The sequence below is a fragment of the Inquilinus limosus genome (genome assembly GCF_002195995.1).
In the GTDB taxonomy this organism is placed as follows: Bacteria; Pseudomonadota; Alphaproteobacteria; order DSM-16000; family Inquilinaceae; genus Inquilinus; species Inquilinus limosus_C.
This window is the reverse complement of sequence record NZ_NHON01000004.1, coordinates 137,539-155,359: the sequence shown is the minus strand read 5'-3', so window position 1 is coordinate 155,359 and position 17,821 is coordinate 137,539. Positions and strand designations below refer to the sequence as shown.

21 protein-coding genes are annotated in these 17,821 nt (G+C 70.1%); 11 read left to right on the top strand and 10 right to left on the bottom strand.

The window, feature by feature from the left end; all coding sequences use genetic code 11:
- Positions 1-168: 168 nt before the first annotated feature.
- From BWR60_RS04145 to BWR60_RS04115, 7 genes are read left to right on the top strand one after another with little or no spacing between them, the layout of a single operon-like run.
- On the top strand, positions 169-1,113 hold the full coding sequence (locus BWR60_RS04145; protein WP_088149745.1) for an aminotransferase class IV: 945 nt from the start codon (positions 169-171) through the stop codon (positions 1,111-1,113).
- 29 nt (positions 1,114-1,142) lie between these two features.
- Positions 1,143-2,177, top strand: coding sequence for an ABC transporter substrate-binding protein (locus tag BWR60_RS04140; protein WP_218823335.1), 1,035 nt, complete (start codon positions 1,143-1,145; stop codon positions 2,175-2,177).
- Positions 2,178-2,197: 20 nt separating this feature from the next.
- Positions 2,198-3,247 (top strand): ABC transporter ATP-binding protein, encoded by a 1,050-nt coding sequence (locus BWR60_RS04135; RefSeq protein ID WP_088149743.1) that lies wholly within the window; start codon positions 2,198-2,200, stop codon positions 3,245-3,247.
- Between the two features lie 8 nt (positions 3,248-3,255).
- Positions 3,256-4,158: an ABC transporter permease gene (locus BWR60_RS04130; RefSeq protein WP_179221624.1), complete on the top strand. Its 903-nt coding sequence runs from the start codon at positions 3,256-3,258 to the stop codon at positions 4,156-4,158.
- Entirely contained in the window at positions 4,155-4,952 is a 798-nt protein-coding gene (locus BWR60_RS04125) for an ABC transporter permease (protein ID WP_088149741.1), read from the top strand. The genes BWR60_RS04130 and BWR60_RS04125 overlap by 4 nt, the downstream gene beginning before the upstream one ends.
- Positions 4,953-5,002: 50 nt before the next feature.
- Positions 5,003-5,659: a helix-turn-helix domain-containing protein gene (locus BWR60_RS04120; protein WP_179221623.1), complete on the top strand. Its 657-nt coding sequence runs from the start codon at positions 5,003-5,005 to the stop codon at positions 5,657-5,659.
- 46 nt (positions 5,660-5,705) lie between these two features.
- A complete protein-coding gene (locus BWR60_RS04115) occupies positions 5,706-6,464 on the top strand; it encodes a glucose 1-dehydrogenase (protein ID WP_088149739.1) in 759 nt (252 codons plus the stop codon).
- Here BWR60_RS04115 and BWR60_RS04110 read toward each other — a convergent pair.
- Both BWR60_RS04110 and BWR60_RS04105 read right to left on the bottom strand, forming a co-directional pair.
- Positions 6,461-7,072: an alpha/beta hydrolase gene (locus tag BWR60_RS04110; protein WP_088149738.1), complete on the bottom strand. Its 612-nt coding sequence runs from the start codon at positions 7,070-7,072 to the stop codon at positions 6,461-6,463. The genes BWR60_RS04115 and BWR60_RS04110 overlap by 4 nt on opposite strands.
- 73 nt (positions 7,073-7,145) lie before the next feature.
- A complete protein-coding gene (locus tag BWR60_RS04105; RefSeq protein WP_088149737.1) occupies positions 7,146-8,078 on the bottom strand; it encodes a ring-cleaving dioxygenase in 933 nt (310 codons plus the stop codon).
- Between the two features lie 306 nt (positions 8,079-8,384).
- Between BWR60_RS04105 and BWR60_RS04100 the strand changes: the two genes are divergently transcribed.
- Together BWR60_RS04100 and BWR60_RS04095 are read left to right on the top strand one after the other, a co-directional pair.
- Positions 8,385-9,899 (top strand): HAL/PAL/TAL family ammonia-lyase, encoded by a 1,515-nt coding sequence (locus tag BWR60_RS04100; RefSeq protein WP_088149736.1) that lies wholly within the window; start codon positions 8,385-8,387, stop codon positions 9,897-9,899.
- A gap of 35 nt (positions 9,900-9,934) precedes the next feature.
- Positions 9,935-10,939 carry an ornithine cyclodeaminase family protein gene (locus tag BWR60_RS04095; protein WP_088149735.1) on the top strand — a complete coding sequence of 335 codons (1,005 nt, stop codon included), beginning with the start codon at positions 9,935-9,937 and terminating at the stop codon, positions 10,937-10,939.
- Between the two features lie 9 nt (positions 10,940-10,948).
- On the opposite strand, the gene BWR60_RS04090 is transcribed toward BWR60_RS04095, so the two are convergent.
- From BWR60_RS04090 to BWR60_RS04080, 3 genes are all read right to left on the bottom strand, one after another.
- Positions 10,949-11,803, bottom strand: a complete 855-nt coding sequence (locus BWR60_RS04090) for an inositol monophosphatase family protein (protein ID WP_088149734.1) — start codon at positions 11,801-11,803, stop codon at positions 10,949-10,951.
- On the bottom strand, positions 11,800-12,669 hold the full coding sequence (locus BWR60_RS04085) for a diacylglycerol/lipid kinase family protein (protein ID WP_088149733.1): 870 nt from the start codon (positions 12,667-12,669) through the stop codon (positions 11,800-11,802). Before BWR60_RS04085 ends, BWR60_RS04090 begins: the two co-directional genes overlap by 4 nt.
- Before the next feature lie 128 nt (positions 12,670-12,797).
- On the bottom strand, positions 12,798-13,106 hold the full coding sequence (locus BWR60_RS04080; RefSeq protein ID WP_088149732.1) for a hypothetical protein: 309 nt from the start codon (positions 13,104-13,106) through the stop codon (positions 12,798-12,800).
- Positions 13,107-13,497: 391 nt separating this feature from the next.
- Between BWR60_RS04080 and BWR60_RS04075 the strand changes: the two genes are divergently transcribed.
- On the top strand, positions 13,498-14,034 hold the full coding sequence (locus BWR60_RS04075; protein WP_088149731.1) for an RNA polymerase sigma factor: 537 nt from the start codon (positions 13,498-13,500) through the stop codon (positions 14,032-14,034).
- On the opposite strand, the gene BWR60_RS04070 is transcribed toward BWR60_RS04075, so the two are convergent.
- From BWR60_RS04070 to BWR60_RS04055, 4 genes are all read right to left on the bottom strand, one after another.
- Positions 14,009-14,764, bottom strand: a complete 756-nt coding sequence (locus BWR60_RS04070) for a winged helix-turn-helix domain-containing protein (protein ID WP_218823334.1) — start codon at positions 14,762-14,764, stop codon at positions 14,009-14,011. The two genes, BWR60_RS04075 and BWR60_RS04070, sit on opposite strands and share 26 nt — an antisense overlap.
- A gap of 179 nt (positions 14,765-14,943) precedes the next feature.
- Entirely contained in the window at positions 14,944-15,525 is a 582-nt protein-coding gene (locus BWR60_RS04065) for a DUF4865 family protein (RefSeq protein WP_088149729.1), read from the bottom strand.
- Positions 15,526-15,549: 24 nt separating this feature from the next.
- Entirely contained in the window at positions 15,550-15,957 is a 408-nt protein-coding gene (locus BWR60_RS04060; protein WP_088149728.1) for a cupin domain-containing protein, read from the bottom strand.
- Positions 15,954-16,355: a tautomerase family protein gene (locus BWR60_RS04055; RefSeq protein ID WP_088149763.1), complete on the bottom strand. Its 402-nt coding sequence runs from the start codon at positions 16,353-16,355 to the stop codon at positions 15,954-15,956. The genes BWR60_RS04060 and BWR60_RS04055 overlap by 4 nt, the downstream gene beginning before the upstream one ends.
- A 102-nt stretch (positions 16,356-16,457) precedes the next feature.
- Between BWR60_RS04055 and BWR60_RS04050 the strand changes: the two genes are divergently transcribed.
- Positions 16,458-17,363 carry a LysR substrate-binding domain-containing protein gene (locus tag BWR60_RS04050; protein ID WP_088149727.1) on the top strand — a complete coding sequence of 302 codons (906 nt, stop codon included), beginning with the start codon at positions 16,458-16,460 and terminating at the stop codon, positions 17,361-17,363.
- A 5-nt stretch (positions 17,364-17,368) separates the two neighbouring features.
- Here BWR60_RS04050 and BWR60_RS04045 read toward each other — a convergent pair whose 3' ends face one another.
- Positions 17,369-17,815 (bottom strand): hypothetical protein, encoded by a 447-nt coding sequence (locus tag BWR60_RS04045; protein ID WP_088149726.1) that lies wholly within the window; start codon positions 17,813-17,815, stop codon positions 17,369-17,371.
- Between the last annotated feature and the right edge of the window lie 6 nt (positions 17,816-17,821).

Below are 17,821 nucleotides of genomic sequence, written 5' to 3'. Positions count from 1 at the left end.
CATTCGGGCGCTGGCCCATCGCGGCGGAGGATGTGACTCCGGTTTCCAAAGATCAATCAAAATTCGTATACGAAATTTCTATTGCCAATGAGAGATTCGTTGCGCATCCTGCAGGCCAATCCGGACAACACGGGACCGGCCGCAGGGCCGCGCAGACGGGGACGGCGCATGACCGCAAGCCAGCAGGATTACTCGGCCGGGGCGGCCTTCGTGGCCGGCGCCTATGTGCCGATCGCCGAGGCGAAGATCTCGGTGCTGGACTGGGGCTTCACCCGGTCCGACGTCACCTATGACGTGGTGCATGTGCGCGACGGCGGCTTCTTCCGCCTGGCCGACCATCTCGACCGGTTCGAGCGGTCATTGGCCGGGATGCGCTTGGCGCCGCCACATGACCGGGCGGAGATCGCGGCGATCCTGGCCCGCTGCGTCGCCCTGGCTGGGCTGCGCGACGCCTATGTGGCGATGATCTGCACCCGCGGCCGGCCGCGCATCTTCGGGTCGCGCCGGCCGGCCGATTGCGACAATGCCTTCATCGCCTACGCCATTCCCTGGATCGACGTGATCCCGAAGGATGTGCAGGAGCGCGGGGCGCATCTGCACGTCGCCTCCATCCCGCGCACAGCCAGCGCCTCGGTCGATCCGACGATCAAGAACTACCAGTGGGGCGACCTGACCCGCGGCCTCCTGGAGGCGCATGACCGCGGCGCCGACACCGCGGTGCTGCTGGACGCCGAGGGCTATGTCACCGAAGGGCCGGGCTTCAACGTCTTCGTGGTCCGCGACGGCCAGGTGCTGACGCCCGACCGCGGGTCGCTGGAGGGCATCACCCGCCGCTCGGTGCTGGAGCTGTGCGACGAGATCGGCCTGCCGGCCCGGATCGCGCCGCTGCGGCACGAGGACCTGCTGCAGGCCGACGAGATGTTCTGCACCACTACCGCCGGCGGCGTGATGCCGGTGTCGCGCGTCGACGGCCATGTCATGGGCAACGACCGGCCGGGACCGGTCAGCGCCCGGCTGAAGGCGCTGTACTGGGAGAAGCACGCGGCCGGCTGGCACCGCACGCCGGTCGACTACACCGACCCGGACCGCCCGCTGGCGGGACGCGTGGTCTGAACCAACAAGACAGAAAACAGGAGGCTGAGATGGTGAGACGGCGTGAGTTCGTCATGGGCGCCTGCATGCTGGCGGCCCTTGGGGCGGCCCTGCCCGCCGCGGCGGCGGAGAAGGAGCTGCGGGTGCTGACCTGGGAGGGCTATGCCGACGAGCCCTGGGTCAAGGCGTTCGAGGAGAAGACCGGGGCCAAGGCCAAGATCACCTACACCGGCAGCGTCGACGAGATCTTCGCCAAGATGACGGCGACCAAGGGCGAGGATTACGACGTCATCGCCATCGAAACCTCGTCCTACAAGCGGCTGGTGCAGGAGAAGCTGGTGCAGCCGGTGGACCTGGCGAAGATCCCCAACGCCGCCAACCTGCTGCCGGCCTTCCGCGACGTCCAGGCCATCGTGTTCGACGGCAAGACCTACGCCGTGCCCTTCGCCTGGGGGTCGATCCCGCTGATCTATGACAAGAAGGCCTTCCCCACCCCGCCCGACAGCTGGTCGGTGCTGTGGGACGAGAAGTACGAGGGCCGGGTGCTGGCGATGGACGACGCCAACAACGCCATTGTCACCACCGCGCTGACGCTGGGCTACAAGGACCCGTTCAACCTGACCGACGACCAGTTCGCCGCGATCAAGGCCAAGCTGATCGACCAGAAGCGCACCGTGCTGTCCTACTACGCCGGCTTCGACGACGGGGTCAGCATCTTCGCCCAGGGCGGGATCGACCTGATGATGTCGATGGGCGAGCCGCAGGTGCCGCAGTTGCAGAAGAAGGGCATCGACGCCGCGCTGACCATCCCGAAGGAAGGGGCGATCGGCTGGATCGATTGCTGGGCGATCAGCGCCGGCGCGCGCGACACCGCCCTGGCCGAGGCCTGGATCGACACCATGCTGGACAGGAAGGTCGGCACCTACATCAGCGAGAAGACCGGCTACGGCAACACCACCAATGCCGACGCCAACCAGGCGATCGGCCTGACCTATGCCGACAAGCTGGTGTTCCTGCAGGCGCCAGAGAGCTTCTCCAAGCGCATCGACCTGTGGAACGAGATCAAGGCCACACCCGCCAACTGAGAGTCAGGCCGAGGGCCGTCATGACATTCCGAAGCCTCATCCGCCTTGCCGGGGTCGGCAAATCCTACGGCGCGGTCACCGTGCTGCAGCCCTTCGACCTGGAGATCGGGGACGGCGAGTTCCTGACCATCCTCGGCCCCTCCGGCTCCGGCAAGACCACGATCCTGCGGATGCTCGGCGGCTTCACCGCCCCGAGCACCGGCCGGATCCTGCTGGACGGGGCGGACATCACCGCCACGCCGATCTTCCGCCGGCCGTTCAACACCGTGTTCCAGGACTATGCGCTGTTCCCGCATATGACCGTGGCCCGCAATGTCGGCTATGGCCTTAGGATGCGGCGCCGGCCCCGGGCCGAGGTCGAGCGCCGGGTGGCCGACGCGCTGGCGGTGGTCGGCCTGGCCGACAAGGCCGATCGCCATCCTGGCGAGCTGAGCGGCGGCCAGCGCCAGCGCGTGGCCCTGGCCCGCGCCATCATCTGCGAGCCGCGCGTGGTGCTGCTGGACGAGCCGCTGGCCGCCCTGGATGCCGGGCTGCGCCGGTCGATGCAGGAGTTCCTGAAGGACCTGCAGCGCCGCATCCGCACCACCTTCGTCTTCATCACCCATGACCAGGAGGAGGCGATCGCCATGTCCGACCGGATCGTGGTGATGGACCATGGCCGGATCGAGCAGGTCGGCACGCCGAAGGAGATCTACTACCGCCCGCGCAGCGAGTTCGTGGCCCGGTTCTTCGGCGAGAACAACCTGCTGCCGGCCCGCGCCGCCGGGGCCGCGGCGGTCGACAGCCCGCTGGGCCGGCATGCCGTCGCCCCGTCCGGCAGCCCGTCGGCCATCGCCATCCGGCCGGAGAGCCTGAGCCTGCGCCCGGGCGCCGAGCGCCGGTCGGCCGAGGGCGCGGTGGAGAGCCTGACCTTCCTCGGCGCCACCACCCAGATCGTGGTGCGGCTGGGCGGGACCGATTCCAGCATCAAGATCCGCCTGCCGACGCCGGATTATGACGGGAGCGCCGGGGTCGGCGACCCCGTCTCGGTCTGGTGGTCCGACGCCGATGTCAGCGTGCTGGGGGCATGAGGATGGCCATGGCCGATGCCTTCGCCCCCGCGGATCCGGCCGGGCGCCTCGGCGCCGGGTCGCCCGCCATCCGCGCCGCGGGCCGCTGGCTGCCGCGGATCGCCGTCTATGGCCTGCCGACGGCGTTGATCCTGGCGCCTTTGGCCGCCTTCCTGATGACCGGCTTCTGGTCGATGGCGGACGGCCAGGTGGTGCACCAGCTCACCTTGGCCAACTACGCCGCCTTCCTGGCCCAGCCCAGCTACATCCGGGTGTTCCTGGGCACCCTGCAGCTGGCCGCCATCGTCGCCGCGGTCGGCCTGATCTTCGGCTACATCATCGCCTATCTGATCTGGCGGCTGGAGGGTCGGGTCCGCTACTTCATGCTGCTGTTCAGCGTGATCCCGCTGGCGATGAACTACATCGTCAAGATCTACGCCATGCGCAACATCCTGGGCTTCAATGGCATCCTGAACTGGGCCCTGGTGTCGGCCGGGATCCTGGATGCGCCCAGCAAGCTGTTCATCTTCAACCAGACGGCGGTGATGATCACCATGGCGGTGATCTACCTGCCCTACGCCATCCTGCCGATCTTCCTGTCGCTGGAGCGGATCCCGCCGTCGCTGGCCGCGGCCTCGGCCGATCTCGGCGCCCGGCCGGGCCAGACCTTCCGCACCGTGGTGCTGCCGCTGAGCCTGCCCGGGTCGATCGTCGGCGGGCTGTTCGTGATGGTGCTGGCGCTGGGCGACTTCCTGACGCCGCAGATGGTCGGCGGCAACCAGGGCTTCACTTTCGGCCGTGCGATCTGGAGCCAGTTCGGCATGGCCTTCAACTGGCCGTTCGGCGCCGCGCTGGCCGTGGTGCTGCTGTTGGCCGTGGCTGCGGTGATCGGCCTGGCCGCCCTGGTGTCCCGCCATGCGAGGGTGAAATGACCGCAGCGGAACGCATCGTTATCACCGCCCTGTGGCTGGTCGCCGCCCTGGTCTTCGCCGCGCTGTACGGCCCGGCCCTGGCGGTGGTGACCACCAGCTTCTTCGACCTCAAGGGCCAGTCGATCGACTGGTCCAGCTTCAGCCTGCACTGGTATGCCGGCCTGACCGACAATCCGGAGATGCTGGCGGCGCTGGGCCACACCCTGCTGGTGGCGGCCGCGGCAGTGCTGCTGGCGCTGGTTCTGGCGCTGGGCTTGGCCTGGTACATGAAGACCGGCACGCGGCGCGGCCGGCCCTTCGTCGAGTTCGTGATCTTCCTGCCCTTCGTGCTGCCGGGCATCATCACCGGCATCTCGCTGCTGGTGGCGTTCCGCGAGCTCGGCATCGAGCGCAGCCTGGTCACCGTCACCATCGGCCATGCGGTGCTGGTGCTGGCGATCCTGTACCGCATGGTCTCGGTCCGGCTCGACAGCCTGGAGACCAGCCAGATCGAGGCGTCGCTGGACCTCGGCGCCACCGGGCTGCAGACCTTCCTGTTCGTGGTGCTGCCGCAGCTGCGCTCGGCCATCGTCACGGGGGCGCTGCTGGCCTTCACCCTGTCCTTCGACGAGACTTTGGTAACCTTCTTCCTGGTCGGCGGCGACGCCACCCTGCCGATCCGGCTGTGGGCGATGATGCGCGTCGGCTTCACGCCGGAGGTGAACGCGCTGGTCGCCCTGGTGCTGCTGGCGACGATGACGCTTGCGGTGCTGGGCGCGTTGTCGTTGAAGGACAGCATGGCGGCCAAACGATGAACCGCCCCGATGCCTGGAGGGCCCCTGCGCCGGATGACCGAGTTCGCGCCATGACCGACGACCTGCCGCCCCTGGGCCGGGTGCTGCGCGAGCGCCGCGCCCATCACGGCTGGACCCTGGCCGATGTCGCCACCATGACCGGCATCTCCGCCTCGACCTTGTCGAAGATCGAGAACGGCCTGCTGTCGCCGACCTACGACAAGATCCTGCAGCTGGCCCGCGGGCTGGGGGTGGAGATCGCCGACCTGTTCGCCACCGGCGAAGCCAGCAAGCCGGCCGTGGTGGTGGCCCGGCGCAGCGTCAGCCGCCAGCATGAGGGCCAGCGGCTGGACACCGAGTTCTACAGCTACACCTATCTGTGCTCTGACGTCGCCCACAAGCGGATCATCCCGATCCGGATCGAGGTGCGCGCCACCGAGCCGGAGCAGATGGGGGGCCTGAGCTCCCATGTCGGGGAGGAGTTCGTGGAGGTGCTGCAGGGCCGCATGCGGCTCTACAGCGACTATTATGAACCGATCGAGCTGGAGCCGGGCGACAGCGTGTATCTCGACAGCACCATGAAGCACGGCTACCTGTCGGTCGGCGACCAGCCCTGCGTGATCATGGTGATGTGCTCCAGCGCCACGCCGAACCTGGCGCAGACCCTGCGCGAGATCATCAAGCAGCGGATCCTCGAGGAGCAGGCGCGCCCTGCCCCGAAGGCCTGACCGCCCCCTACCCTTTCTCTCCCTACCGACGACGCCAGGAGCTTCCATGTTCGACCTGACCGGTAAGATCGCCATCGTCACCGGCGGCAATGGCGGCATCGGCCTGGGCATCGCCCGCGGCCTGGCCCGGGCCGGCGCCGCGCTGCTGCTGGTCGGCCGCGACGCGGCCAAGACCGAACGCGCGGTGGCCGAGATCGCGACGCTGGGCGCCGAAGCCTCCAGCGCCGTGGCTGACGTGACGGTGGAGGCCGACTGCCGGGCCTTCGCCGAGACGGCGCTGCAGCGCCACGGCCGGATCGATATCCTGGTCAACAACGCCGGCACCAATTGGCGCAAGGCGCCGGAGGCGTATTCGCTGGAGGAGTGGCGGGCCCTGATCGACGCTAACCTGACCAGCGCCTTCCTGGCCACCATGGCGGTGTTCCCGGCGATGCGGCGCCAGGGCGCCGGCAAGGTCGTCAATATCGGGTCGATGACCTCGATCTTCGGCGCCTCCTTCGCCGCGCCCTACAGCGCCAGCAAGGGCGGCGTGGTGCAGTTCACCAAGGCCTGCGCGACCGCCTGGGCGCAGCACGGCATCCAGGTCAACGCCATCCTGCCCGGCTGGATCGACACCGAGCTGACGCAGCAGGGCCGGGTCGAGGTGCCGGGGCTGAACGAGCGGGTGGTGGCGCGCACCCCGGCCGGGCGCTGGGGCGTGCCGGACGACCTGTCCGGCACCGCCGTGTACCTGTCCAGCCGCGCCTCGGACTTCGTCACCGGCGCCGCCATCCCCGTGGATGGCGGCTACTCCTCCCAGGCCTAGGCCTGGCGGCCGGCGCCGAGCCAGGCGCTGACGGTCGCGACGTCGGCCTGCGACAGGCCATGGCCCGTCGGCAGGATCCGGTGCGTCACCTCGGCGCCCGCCGTGCCCAGCATCCGGGCCAGCCGCGCCGCGTTGTCGGCCGGGACGATCGGGTCCATCTCGCCCGACAGCAACAGCACCGGCCTGCCCCGGAGGTCCGCGGCCGGAGGTTCGGCGAGCGGCACCATCGCCCGCAGCAGCGCGGCGCCGGCCAGCGCTTCCGGCCGTAGCAGCAGCATGGCGGCGGCGATGTTGGCCCCGTTCGAGAAGCCGAGCGCCACCGGCGCCGCCAGACCGTAGGCCGCCCGCGCCTCCGCCACGAAATCCGCGAGTTCGTTCGCCCGTGCCCGGACGTCGTCCTCGTCGAACACGCCCTCGCGCAGCCGGCGGAAGAAGCGGGGCATCCCGCTCTCCAGCACCTTGCCGCGCGGCGACAGCAGCGCCGATCCCGGGGCGACGGCCCGGCCCAACGGCAGCAGGTCGGATTCGTCGCCGCCGGTGCCGTGCAGCAGCAGGAGCGGCGGCGCCTCCGGCTCGAACCGGTGGATGAAGGACAGTTCCTGCGTCATCGCGCATGCTCCTGATGAAAAGAGGGCCGGACGCCGCGGCGCAGCGTCCGGCTGGGATGTCTCGTCCGGGGCGTCAGTTGATCGCCGGCAGCGCCCGTTCGATCTCGGCGCGATGCGCCTCCAGGAACTGCGGCAGCTTCAGCGCCCGGCCGAGCGTCTCCGCCGGCTCGTCGACCGCGAAGCCCGGGATGTCCGTGGCGATCTCGAACAGCACATGCCCCGGCTCGCGGAAATAGACCGAGCGGAAGTAGTTGCGGTCCTTCTGCTCGGTGGTCAGCAGCCGGTGGTTGTCCGCCAGCCGCTTCACCATCTCCGCCTGGGCAGCATCATCGGCCGCGCGGAAGGCGATATGGTGTACCGAGCCGGCGCCGGGACGGCTGGGCAGGAAGCCCCCGGCGGCGCGGAGATCGACGATGCCGCCGATCCCGGTGTCGCCGGCCCGGTAGCGGACCACGGAGCCTTCCCGCCCGGCCTCTGTGAAGCCGAGGACGTCGGTCAGCACGTCTCCGGTCGGCGCCGTCTCCTCCAGCAGCAGGCTGACGCTGTGGAAGCCGCGGATCGCATGCTCCGCCGGGATGTCGCCGCCGGCCCAGCCGGGCTCGCCCGCGATCCCCGGGACCGCAACGAGCGCCAGGCGCATGCCGTCCGGGTCCTTGAACGCCAGGATGGTTTCGCCGAAGCGCTGCTCGACGGCCTGGTGCGGCACGCTCTTCTCGACGAAGCGCTGCAACCAGTAGCCGACCGATCCCTCCGGCACTCGGAACACCGTCTCCTGGGTCTCGCCGACGCCGACCCGGCCGGGCGCGACATGGGCCCAGGGGAAGAAGGTCAGGATGGTGCCGGGCTGGCCGGTCTCGTCGCCGTAGTAGAGGTGGTAGGTGCCGGGATCGTCGAAATTCACCGTCTTCTTCACCAGCCGCAGGCCCAGCACCCGCGTGTAGAAGTCGAGATTGCGCTGGGCGCCGCCCGCGATCGCCGTGACGTGGTGAATGCCGTTGCTGCGCATGTCTTGCCTCCAGATCGCGAGCCCGAACGGCCCGCCCGTGGCTATTCAGATAATACGGTCCGGCCTCGGAGCCGATGGCCAGGCGCTTGCGCCCATGCAAAGATCGAAATGCATATAGGCAATGCACCTTGCGGATCGGAAAGGATCCTCCGGCCGTGGCCCAGGATCTTCCGCCGCACCCGGTCGGCTAAGGCGGCGGTGGTGGCCGGCGCCCCACTCTCCTACCCTGGTGGTCAAAGTCGGCCGGCGGCGCTTTCGGATCAGGACGCGGCGCGAGCGGCCAATGTCGTGAGCAGGAACGAAAAGATGACGGCTCCCGCAGCCACCGTGTCCCTGTCGGCCGAGGCGCCGACGACCGGCGATATCGCGGCCATCGCCCGGCGCGGAGCGCGGCTGTCGATCTCGCCGGAGGTCGAGGCCCGGATCCTCGCCGCACGCGCCGTCGTCGACCGCTACGCCGCGTCGCACGTGCCGGTCTACGGCCTGACCACCGGACTCGGCGCGGGGGTCGACACGCGCCTCGCGGCGGAGGATCTGGTCGCGTTCCAGCGGCGGGTCCCGGACGGCCGGGCGGTCGGGGTCGGGCCCGCCCTGCCGCGCGAGGTGGTGCGGGCCATGATGGCGGCGCGCATCGCCGGCATGGCGACCGGTGGCGCCGGCGTGTCGCTGCCGGTGTTCGCCGGGCTGGTGGCGGCGCTGAATGCCGGCGTGCACCCGGTGGTTCCGGCTCTGGGCTCGATCGGCGCGGCCGATCTGGCGCCGCTGGCGCATATGGGCCGCGCCCTGCTCGGCGATGGCGAGGCGGAGTTCGGCGGCACGGTGATGCCGGCCGCCGAGGCGCTGCGGCGGGCCGGGCTTGAGCCGTTGCCGCTGGCGCCGAAGGACGGCCATGCGATCGTCGTCGCCAACAGCCTGTCGGTCGGCAAGGCCTGCCTCTGCCTGGAGGATATCGAACGGCTGTTCGGCTGGTCGCTGGCGGCCGTAGCCCTCAATTTCGAGGCCTTCCGTGCCAATGTGACGGCCCTCGACGACCGCGCCCTGGCTGCCAGGCCGGCCTTCGGCCAGCGCGCGGTGGCGGACAGGCTGCGCGCGCTGCTGGCCGGCAGCGCCCTCCTGGCCGAAGGCGCGGCCCGGCGGGTGCAGGATCCGCTGAGCTATCGCTGCGCGCCGCAGGTCTGGGGGGCGCTTCATCACGCGATCGGCGAGGCGCGGGCCGCCACCGAGATCGAGCTCGCCGGCTCCGGCGACAATCCGGTCGTGCTGGCGTCGGAAGGGCTGATCCTGTCCCACGGCAATTTCGACCTGACGGCCTTCGTGTTGGCGTGGGAGCGGCTCGGCCAGGCGATGGCGCATGCCGCGGCGGCGACCGCCTATCGCGTGATGAAGATCATGTCGGCCGGCCTGTCGGACCTGCCGCGGTTCCTGACCCCAGTCGGCGCGGGCCGGGCGGGCTTCGGCCCGGTCCAGAAGACCGTCTCGGCTCTCGAGGCGGAGATCCGGCACCTCGCGGCCCCGGCCTCGCTGGCGCCGATCCCCGTGGCGGACGGGGTCGAGGACCAGGCGTCGCTGGCCCCGGGGGTGCTGGCGAAGACCGAGGCGATCATCGACCGGCTGCGCTTCCTCGTCGCGATCGAGCTCATCGTCTCCGCCCAGGCCGTGGAGCTGCGCGGCGTGGAGGCGGCGTTGGGCGCGGGTACGGCGGAGGCCTACCGGCTTGTCCGCAGCCATGTGGCGCCGCTGGTCGAGGACCGCGCCCAGAGCGCGGACTTCCTGCGGCTGGCGGAGGTCATCCGCACCGCCGCCCCGCACCACGGCCCTTGACGCCCTCAGGCACCTCGACCCACTGGAGACCAGGAATGCAGGAAATCTGGATCGACTATCTGAACGCGCTCGATGCCAAGGCGCTCGCGCTCGGCGATGACGAGATCCTCGCGGCGGTGGAGACGGCGCTGGAGGCGCAGGGCCGCGGCGAGACCGTCATCGAGCCGCGCGTCCATCTGGTGCCCGAAAGCTCCGACAAGGGGCATTTCAACGTGCTGCGTGGCTACGTCAAATCGCTGAACACCGCCGGGGTGAAGGTCGTCGGCGACTTCGTCGACAACTACAGGCACGGCCTGCCCTCGGAGCTGGCGGTGCTGAACCTGTTCGATCCGCACACCGGCGTGCCGAAGGCGGTGATCGACGCGACCGCGATCACCGACATGCGCACCGGCGCGGTGACGGCGCTAGGCGCGAAGCATCTCGCCCGCAAGGGCAGCAAGGTGCTGGGCCATATCGGCGCCCGCGGCACGTCCTACTGGAATGTCCGCCTGCTCGACCACCTGTTCGATTTCGACGAGATCCGTATCCATTCCCGCCGCCCGGAAAGCCGGAATGCCTTCGCCGCACGCCTGGAACAGGATCTCGGGAAGAGGATCGTCGCCACCGACAGCTGGGAGGATTGCCTCAAGGGCGCCGACATCATGGTGGAGGCGAGCCGGCTGCCCGAGCCCACGCCGCTGTTCCGCACCGGATGGGTGAAGAAGGGCGCGTTCGTCGTCCCCTACGGCACGATGAGCGCGCTGGAATTCGACCTGACCGACATCATGGACAAGGTCGTGGTCGATGACTGGGGGCAATGCGGGCCCGGCCGGCCCTTCGGGGCGCTGCGCCGCCATGTCGACGAAGGCAAGGTCACGGCGGAGACGCTGCATGCCGAGATCGGGCAGATCGTCGCCGGCCTGAAGCCCGGCCGCGAACGGGACGACGAGACCATCCTGTTCTGGCACCGCGGCCTCAGCACCACCGATGTGGCGCTCGGCGCGGCCATGGTGGACAAGGCCCGGGCACTGGGGATCGGCCAACGGCTTCGCTTCGCCTGACGGGAGGCCTCAGCCGGCGGCGATGGCGTCCCTGCGGCGGGCCGCCGCCTCCTCGGGCCCGATCACCAGCTGGCCGCGCCAGCTGCGGGGATCGTCGCCGAAGCCGGTGAACCGTTCCCAGCCCCGCTCCTGATCGCAGAGCACGAAGGCGGTGCCGCCGGCGGCGGCGACCAGGCAGAGGCCGCCGGCCACGTCCCAGACATTCGGCCGCTCGAACCGCGCCACCTCCAGCAGGCCGGCCGCGACGAAGGCGCATTCGATCGCGGCCGATCCGGTCTTGCGCGTCTCCCAGGGCAGCACGCCGCCGGGATCGATCCGGGGCTCGCCCGACAGGCGCCGCCGCCCCGCCGGGTTCGGGCCGCCCTCGATCGCCGCCCCGTCGAAGCTCAGCGGGCCACGGCCGCAGGCGTGATAGACGCCGGAGCGCAGGCCGTGGCTGGTCGAGCACCAGACCGCGCCAGCCGCCGGCCGGCCGCGATGCAGCACGCCGATCGAGGCGGCGAAGAGCGGCAGGCCGTTGACGAAATTGGTGGTGCCGTCGACCGGATCGATCGCCCAGACCGGGCTGTCGGGCGCCGCCGGATGGTCCTCCATCTCCTCGCCGATGATGCCGTGATCGGGATGCAGCTCCGCCAGCCGCGTCCGGATCAGGGATTCGACCCGCTGGTCGACCTCCGACACCGGATCCCGGAACAGCAGCTCGTCCCCCTCGCCCGGCCCCGTCTTGTAGCGCACGCTGAGGGTCCGCCCGAGCGATGCGACGATCTCGGCGCCGGCCAGCCTGGCGAACTCGACCGCGGTCTCCTCCCACTGCCGCAGCGTGCCGGCGGGCAGGTCGGCATTGTCGTCGTCCGTCCCGGTCATTCGTCACCCCTCGGGATCAGGACATGGACCGGCTTCGGCTCGATCCGGATCATCAGCGTAGCCTCGCCGCCCTCGAGTGCCTTGTCGTCGACATGGATGGTCCCGCCCTGGGGGTGCAGCTCGACCCGCTCGGCCTTCACCCGGAGCATCGGCGAGCCCCGGGCCTCCGGGTCCCTGAGCCAGGCCAGCATGGACCGGCGCTTCGCCGCCGGCAGCCAGGCCACGTCGAGATGCGCGTCTCCCGGGTCGGCCTCCGGCGCCAGCAGCAGGTTCGGCCCGATCATCGGCAGATTCATGACCTCGATCATCAGCAGCTTCTCGTCCAGCCGCTTGCCGTCGATGATCAGGCTGGCCTCGACCGGCTCGGCGTCGGCGACGATGCGGCGCAGCTCCTGCCGCCGCTCGCCGACCAGGTCGGAGCCATGCTCCTTGCCGCCTCCATCCCCCACGATCGCCCCGGCGATGGGCCCCATGCCGACCGCCTCGACGAAGTTGCGCGTCCACTCCGGCCCCTCGACCACGCCGATCCGCAGCGGCGTGCGCTTCGCCTTGGCCAGGCCGGCAACGATGTGGCGCGGCTCCTCGATGAGGCCGAGCGCCCGTGCGATGTTGTTGGAGCTGCCGGTCGGCAGGATCGCAATGGTATGGCCACGGCCGTGCAGCGCCCGCACGATCTCGGCGACCGCGCCGTCGCCGCCGGCGACCACCACCAGGTCGTGCGGATTCTCCAGCGCCCGCTCCAGCTCCTTGCCGCGGGTCGAGGTGTGGACCGGGGTGAAGCCCGACATCTCCAGCAGGCGGACCAGCCGGTCCGCCGGCCAGTCGCCGTCGCCGGCCCTCGGATTGTGAAACAGCGAGACATCCATGGTCGAGCAATCGCCGCGTCGCGGGTCGGGTTCCGTCAGGGCTTGACCATCCGCCAAGCCCTGACGGGCTGATACGGAAGGGGCCGGTCCCGCGGGAGCCGGCCCCTTTCACCGTCGGATCGGTGGAATCAGCCGCCGCAGCGGGCGGTGTATTCCTGGTCGGCGGCCTGGATCCGCTGGTCCGCCTGCTGCAGGTCCTGGGCCGTGAGCTGCAGCTCCGCCTGACAGTTCTGGCGGATCGTGTTGAGGCGCTTGGCCTCGGCGATCAGCCCCATGCCGGTTCGGCACTGGTCCGCCATCGGCGCGTTGGACTGTTCCTGCAAGGTCTGGGTCGCGGCGCGGACCTTCTGCGCCTGCATCTGGGCGTCCGACTGGCAGTCGGCGAAGGCGGGTGTGGCGACGATGACCGCCGCGGCAGCGAGAAGAGCGAGTTTCACTGGACCTCTCCATCAGGCTGGCAGGGTTCGCCTCCGCCGCGTTGCGGCAGAGGACATTGAGCCAATGATCGAGCGCAGGCGATTGTTCCGCCCGCGGTGCGATAAAGTCGCCTATGCCCTTGAAATCGCCGACGGGCCAGGAATCCTCGCATCCGATAAATGATATTTCTTTGACACACCGACCTTTCTCCGGGTGTGTCGATTCCGGAATCATGAAATCGGGCGATATCAATTGATGGATCGGCGTCAGGAAATCTGAGGCCTGGTGTCGATATACGTCCAGCGAAGCGGGATTTTACTCTGAGGTGGATCGAGGAAGCGGGATTTTTAACGGAACAGTCGGGTCCCCCATCGGTTTCCTCAGCAGTCAGTCGCAACACGGACGCTTCCGATGCCGGCCATCTCCGCCGCCACCGAGCGGCAGTTTCTCGCGACCGTCGCTCCCTGCATTCCGGACCTCCGGCGCTATGCGGTCAGCCTGACCCGCAATCGCGCCGATGCCGACGACCTGATCCAGGAGACCCTGCTGCGGGCCGCCCTCAAGCTCCATCTCTGGCGGCCCGGCAGCAACATCGTGGCCTGGCTCATCGTCATGATGCGCCGCCTGCACCTTTCGAAGTTCGTCGCGGGCAAGCGCAACCAGACCGAGATGGTGCCGATCGAGGGCTGGGACCTGCCGTCGCCGCCCAGCCAGACCGACGCAATCGAGGTGCGCGAGCTGGAGGAGCGCTGGCCCACCCTGTCGCGCAGCCATCGCGACGTGCTGCGCCTGGTGGCGATCAACGGCGCCTCCTACGAGGAGGCGGCGGAGCAGCTTCACGTCCCGATCGGCACCATCCGGTCACGCCTCGCCCGGGCGCGGCACGCGCTGCGCGGCGAGGGCCACTCCATCCATCGAGGCGTCACTGCACCTCGACCGGCAGCGTGAAGACGTAGCCGACGCCGCGCTCGGTGCGGATGATCTGCGGGTCGCGCGGGTCGGCCTCCAGCTTGCGGCGCAACCGCAGTACCTGGACATCGACGCTGCGGTCGAACACATCCTCATGGACCCGCGTCGCCTGCAGCAGTTGCTCGCGCGACAGCGGCCGCTGCGGCGCCTCGACGAAGGCGACCAGCAGCGCATATTCGCTCTTCGACAGCGCCACCACGGCGCCCTGGGGGTCGGTCAGCCGCCGCAGGCGCCGCTCGAGCTGCCAGCCGCCGAACCGGCAGCGGCCGCGCTCGGGGACCCGCTGCGAGGCTGCCCGGGGAGCGTCACGCCCGCGCAGGATCGCGCGGATCCGCGCCAGCAGCTCGCGCAATCCGAAAGGCTTGGCGAGATAGTCGTCGGCGCCGAGCTCCAGCCCGACGACGCGGTCGATCTCCTCCCGGCCGCGCCCGATCCCGATGATCGCCGGTCCGCCGGATTTCGACCGGATCTCGCCGAGCAGCGGCAGGCTGTTCTCCTGGTCGAGCTGCAGGTCCAGGATCACCAGGTCGGGGTTGGTCTCGCTGATGTAGCGGGCCAGGTCCCGGCGCCCGGCCGCCGCAGCCGCCCGCACGCCGTTGCTCTCCAGATAGTCGACGATGGAGCGGCGCATCACGGGGTCGTCATCGGCGACGACGACCCGGATCGCGCGATGATGCGCCGGGCCGGCCTCCTGCCGGACCGATTGCATCTCGAGCCCCATCTGCAAAGAGGCGTGGGATGCGGCCGGCTCTGTCCGATACTGAAACAAGGCTCTGACTCCGGTTCCGGCGGCGTTGGAACCCGCCGCCTGTGCAACGCCCGGACGATCGCACCGGGACGGCGGAACCGGAGGTGACCTGGGTCACGTGCCAGAAACGGCACGCCCCGTCAGGCCGCGCGCGTGATCTCCCCGAGCTGCGGCGTCGACAGATGGAGCACCTGGTACAGCGGCGCGTCCTCCGCCGGGGCGGGATCGGTCCACAGGGTGAAGCGCACCAGCTCCCACGACCGCGGATCGATCACCAGGGCCGCGGTGTGGATTCCGGGCTGCCGGGCGTGCCGCTCCAGATCCGCGACCGCCTCGGTGACGAGGCCCGCCGGATCGGCATCGGCCGGCAGCGGCTCGGTGCGGCGGGTGGCATGGCTCGGGGCGCCGTCGCGATCCGGCCCTGCCAGGCAGGCCACTCCGGTCCAGTGCCGCACCGGCGGCCGGCCGAAGGACCCGACGACGCTGCCGAAGCCGTCCCCGCCCCACAGAAACCCGCCCATGCCTTCGGTCGAGGCCCACAGGTAGAAGGGGGCGTACTGGTTGACCGGCGAACCGTCGACGCCGCGCTCGCGGATCAGATAAGCCTTGAGCCCGAGCCCCGGCAGGTTGTCGAGCGCGGGCGCCTTGGCCGCGACCCGGCGGCGGATGACCTGCATGTCGTAATCGGCCGGCAGGGTGATCTCATACTGCATCGCATACATGATGATTGACGCTCCTGGTTTCGGTCAGACGGGTTCCATCCAATGCACCGCGGTGCCGGCCCGGATCGGCTGGATGCTGAGATAGGTGAAGACGCTGTCGGCGGAAGCGCCGTGCCAGTGCCGCTCCTCCGGCGCGAACCAGACGCTGTCCCCCGCCCTCACCTCCACCACCGGGCCGCCGGCGCGCTGCACCAGGCCGACGCCCTGCAGGACATAGAGCAGCTGCCCGAGCGGGTGGCTGTGCCAGCGCGTGCGGATGCCGGGGTCGACGGTGGCGCGCATCGCCGTCATCTCGCCGTCGAGGCGGCCGTGCAGCAGCCATTCCGCCCAGAACGGGCCGCTGGCGATGCCGTCCGGCGCGCGGGCGATGGCGCTGCCGGCGCGGCGGATGGTCATCTCGCCGGGGTTGCCCGGCCCTGTCTCGGCGCTCATCGGCCGGTTCCGCCATCCTGGACCATCGAGGCGACGCCGCCGGCGAAGGACCAGTCGTCGAGCCAGGTGGTCGAGATCACCACCATGACATCCTCCGGCCGCAGGCCCGGCGCCTCGGCCAGGTGCCCGACCAGGCACCGGTAGAACGCCGCCTTGGTCGCGGTGCTGCGTGGCCGGCCGGCGGTCACCTGGAACAGCACGAAATCGTCCGAGCGCGGGCCGCCGAGATAGTGGCGGTCGAACACCAGCTCTCCCGGCTCATGCTGGTGGATGACCTGGAAGCGGTCGTCGGGCGGAACCTCGAAGGCGTCGACCAGCGCTCGGTGGAGGCTGTCGGAGAGCACGCGCAGATATTCGGGCGGCTTGCCTCTGGCGAGCGAGATGCGAGTGAGCGGCATGGCGACCTCCATCGGACTTGACGTCCGGAAGATGGCGCCGCAGGTTTGTCCGGAAAATCGGAATTATCTGAACATTTGATTCAGAAAATTGGGACAGTGATCATGCGCCGGATCACCTTCGACCTGGATGTGCTGCGCAGCTTCGCCACGGGCATGGAGCTGGGCAGCTACGCCAAGGCGGCCGACCGGCTGGGGCGGTCGACCTCGGCGGTCAGCGCCCAGCTGCGCAAGCTTGAGGAGCAGGCCGGCACGCCGATCTTCCGCAGATCCGGCCGCGGCCTGGCCCTGACCGAGGCCGGCGAGACCATGCTGGCCTATGCCCGGCGGCTGCTGGCGCTGAACGACGAGGCGGCGGCCGCGGTCCATGGCATCGATCTGCAGGGCTGGGTGCGGCTCGGCCTGTCGGAGGATTTCGGCGAGGCGCTGCTGCCGGCGGTGCTGGGGCGCTTCGCCCGCGCCCATCCCAAGGTGCGGATCGAAGCCCGGATCGCCCGCAGCTTCGACCTGCTGGACCGGGTCGGGTCCGGCCAACTCGACCTGGCGCTGGCCTGGGGCGACGGCGGCGCCCTGCCCCATGTCGAGCGGGTGGCGGAGCTGCCGACGCGCTGGGTCGGGCCGGCCGCCGGCGGCGGGTTCTTCGGTTCCGTGGACGATCAGCCCCACGAGCCGCTGCCGCTGGCGGTGCTGGAGGCGCCGTGCCTGCTGCGCACGGCCGCGACCACGGCGTTGGACCGTGCCGGCATTCCCTGGCGCCTGGCCTTCGTCAGCCCCAGCCTGGGCGGGCTGTGGGCGGCGGTGGCAGCCGGGCTCGGCGTCACCATCCGCACCGATTTCGGGCTGCCGGGCAGCGTTCGGGTGCTGGAGCCGGCCAGGGCGCCGGCCCTCCCGGCCTTGCCCCTGACTCTGCTGCGGGCCGAGGCCGAGCCGGATCCGGTCACCGCCCGCCTGGCCGCGATTCTGGCACAGTCGGTACGCGATGCCCTGCCCGGCCTCGCCGCTGTCGCCTGACAGGGTCAGTCGCAGCCCGCGACCGTGACCTCCTTGATGATGTTCTGGGGGTTGGTCGACACGATGATGCTGCAGAGATAGTCGACCGTCTCCTGCTGCTGGTAGTAGCCCGTGGGCCGGCTCTGGTAGATCGGCATCGAGGCGATGCCCTGGCCACCCTGGGTCATGCCCACCATGGCGCCGGAGGATTGGCCGGTCTGCACGAACTGGGTGCCGGTGCTGACCCGGGTGTGGCTCCATTGGTAGAAGCCGTCCTGGCCGCCCGGGCTCGGCCCGATGCCGATATTGGGCTGGCCGAATGCCTGGAAGGCGACGTCGAGGGGCTTGCCGACCATGGCGTCGCCCATCTGCTGCACCTTGTTCGGTCCGGACGACAGGCAGCCGGTGAGGGCCGGCGCCGCGAAGAGGGCGAGGAACGCCAAGGCCCTTGCCCGCGGCAGGCGGAACGTCATTCTGAA

Coding starts and splice junctions, on each gene's coding strand:
- BWR60_RS04105 (WP_088149737.1), bottom strand. CDS start 8,078: ATGCGCAGCAACGGCATTCACCACGTCACGGCGATCGCGGGCGGCGCC.
- BWR60_RS04045 (WP_088149726.1), bottom strand. CDS start 17,815: ATGACGTTCCGCCTGCCGCGGGCAAGGGCCTTGGCGTTCCTCGCCCTC.
- BWR60_RS04085 (WP_088149733.1), bottom strand. CDS start 12,669: ATGGATGTCTCGCTGTTTCACAATCCGAGGGCCGGCGACGGCGACTGG.
- BWR60_RS04145 (WP_088149745.1), top strand. CDS start 169: ATGACCGCAAGCCAGCAGGATTACTCGGCCGGGGCGGCCTTCGTGGCC.
- BWR60_RS04070 (WP_218823334.1), bottom strand. CDS start 14,764: ATGCAATCGGTCCGGCAGGAGGCCGGCCCGGCGCATCATCGCGCGATC.
- BWR60_RS04050 (WP_088149727.1), top strand. CDS start 16,458: ATGCGCCGGATCACCTTCGACCTGGATGTGCTGCGCAGCTTCGCCACG.
- BWR60_RS04055 (WP_088149763.1), bottom strand. CDS start 16,355: ATGCCGCTCACTCGCATCTCGCTCGCCAGAGGCAAGCCGCCCGAATAT.
- BWR60_RS04110 (WP_088149738.1), bottom strand. CDS start 7,072: ATGACGCAGGAACTGTCCTTCATCCACCGGTTCGAGCCGGAGGCGCCG.
- BWR60_RS04065 (WP_088149729.1), bottom strand. CDS start 15,525: ATGTATGCGATGCAGTATGAGATCACCCTGCCGGCCGATTACGACATG.
- BWR60_RS04125 (WP_088149741.1), top strand. CDS start 4,155: ATGACCGCAGCGGAACGCATCGTTATCACCGCCCTGTGGCTGGTCGCC.
- BWR60_RS04130 (WP_179221624.1), top strand. CDS start 3,256: ATGGCCGATGCCTTCGCCCCCGCGGATCCGGCCGGGCGCCTCGGCGCC.
- BWR60_RS04095 (WP_088149735.1), top strand. CDS start 9,935: ATGCAGGAAATCTGGATCGACTATCTGAACGCGCTCGATGCCAAGGCG.
- BWR60_RS04100 (WP_088149736.1), top strand. CDS start 8,385: ATGACGGCTCCCGCAGCCACCGTGTCCCTGTCGGCCGAGGCGCCGACG.
- BWR60_RS04135 (WP_088149743.1), top strand. CDS start 2,198: ATGACATTCCGAAGCCTCATCCGCCTTGCCGGGGTCGGCAAATCCTAC.
- BWR60_RS04115 (WP_088149739.1), top strand. CDS start 5,706: ATGTTCGACCTGACCGGTAAGATCGCCATCGTCACCGGCGGCAATGGC.
- BWR60_RS04120 (WP_179221623.1), top strand. CDS start 5,003: ATGACCGACGACCTGCCGCCCCTGGGCCGGGTGCTGCGCGAGCGCCGC.
- BWR60_RS04060 (WP_088149728.1), bottom strand. CDS start 15,957: ATGAGCGCCGAGACAGGGCCGGGCAACCCCGGCGAGATGACCATCCGC.
- BWR60_RS04075 (WP_088149731.1), top strand. CDS start 13,498: ATGCCGGCCATCTCCGCCGCCACCGAGCGGCAGTTTCTCGCGACCGTC.
- BWR60_RS04090 (WP_088149734.1), bottom strand. CDS start 11,803: ATGACCGGGACGGACGACGACAATGCCGACCTGCCCGCCGGCACGCTG.
- BWR60_RS04140 (WP_218823335.1), top strand. CDS start 1,143: ATGGTGAGACGGCGTGAGTTCGTCATGGGCGCCTGCATGCTGGCGGCC.